The organism is Paenibacillus sp. Y951, from assembly GCF_056786395.1.
In genome coordinates, this window is sequence record NZ_JBXCIY010000079.1 from 1 (window position 1) to 806 (window position 806).

General features: G+C 53.5%; 1 protein-coding gene. It reads left to right on the plus strand.

What is annotated here, in order from left to right:
• A partial coding sequence (locus AC1TPB_RS24900; RefSeq protein WP_482078951.1) for an AMP-binding protein occupies positions 1-806 on the plus strand: 806 nt, incomplete at both ends.

The window sequence follows — 806 nt, forward strand, 5'->3', positions numbered from 1 at the left end:
AGCAAGGCCGATCTTCTGCTCGTATACGGTGACGCAGAAGTACCGCAAGATTACGAAGGAACCGTGCTGAACCTGGCGGACGCGTCGCTGTATGCGGGCGAGACGTCGAACTTGCCAGCAGCAAGTGGTCCAATGGATCTGGCGTACGTGATCTATACGTCGGGATCGACGGGACAGCCGAAAGGGGTCATGGTTGAGCACGTTTCACTGTTGAATTTGTCGACATGGCACTGTCGTTACTTTGAAGTGAGGGATACGGATCGCGCGACGCAGTATGCGGGATTCGGCTTTGACGCTGCCGTGTGGGAAATATTCCCATACCTTGTAAGCGGGGCGGCGATCTATTTGATGAGTTTGCATATTCGTACGGATATCGAGGCGTTAAGTCGGTTTTACCAGGACAATGGAATCACGGTCTCGTTTCTGCCGACGCCGATATACGAACAGTTTGCGGACCAGTCCGGTCATTCTCTTCGCGCGCTACTTACCGGCGGTGACACATTAGGGAAGACGAAGAGGTCTGGGTATCGGTTATCCAACAACTATGGGCCGACGGAGAATACAGTGGTAGCGACCAGCGGTTGGGTAGAAAACGAAGAAGGGGTTCCTACAATCGGCAAACCGATACAGAATATACGAATTTATGTGGTGAATAAATTGAACCACCTTCAGCCGATTGGAGTACCGGGGGAGCTGTGCATCGCAGGAGACGGCTTGGCTCGCGGATACTTGAATCGTTCGGAGCTAACGGCGGAGAAGTTTGTGGACAACCCGTTTGAACCTGGCGAGCGGATGTACCGGACCGG